Source organism: Aquabacterium parvum (assembly GCF_001447195.1).
Classification (GTDB): Bacteria; Pseudomonadota; Gammaproteobacteria; order Burkholderiales; family Burkholderiaceae_C; genus Aquabacterium; species Aquabacterium parvum.
On the sequence record NZ_LFRI01000337.1, the window covers coordinates 1 to 273 of the forward strand.

At 63.0% G+C, this 273-nt stretch carries 1 protein-coding gene; it reads left to right on the forward strand.

Annotated features, from left to right (window positions below; all coding sequences use genetic code 11):
* Nucleotides 1-190, forward strand: a 190-nt coding sequence (locus ABG80_RS22800; RefSeq protein WP_407638752.1) for a hypothetical protein, incomplete at its 5' end; no start/stop codon positions are given.
* Nucleotides 191-273: the final 83 nt, after the last annotated feature.

Consider the following 273-nt stretch of genomic DNA (forward strand, 5'->3'; position numbering starts at 1 on the left):
AGGCCAGCTCACCGAGCTGCGCCAGATGTGCGCCAAGGTGCATCCCTCGCTGATCGAGCGCCTCGATCAAGTGACGAACCTGCTCGACATGAGCAAGCGCGAGTTCATCGAGGCTGCTGTGTCTGATGCGCTGGCCAGCGCCGAGGAAGCTATCGAGCGTTCCGGTGCCCTGGATCAAGGGAGCCTGTGATGCTCACGCTGACCGGCACCATTCGAGCAGTCACCACCCTGGGTGGTGGCGTCAACAAGAAGACCGGCGAGGTGATCCCCACC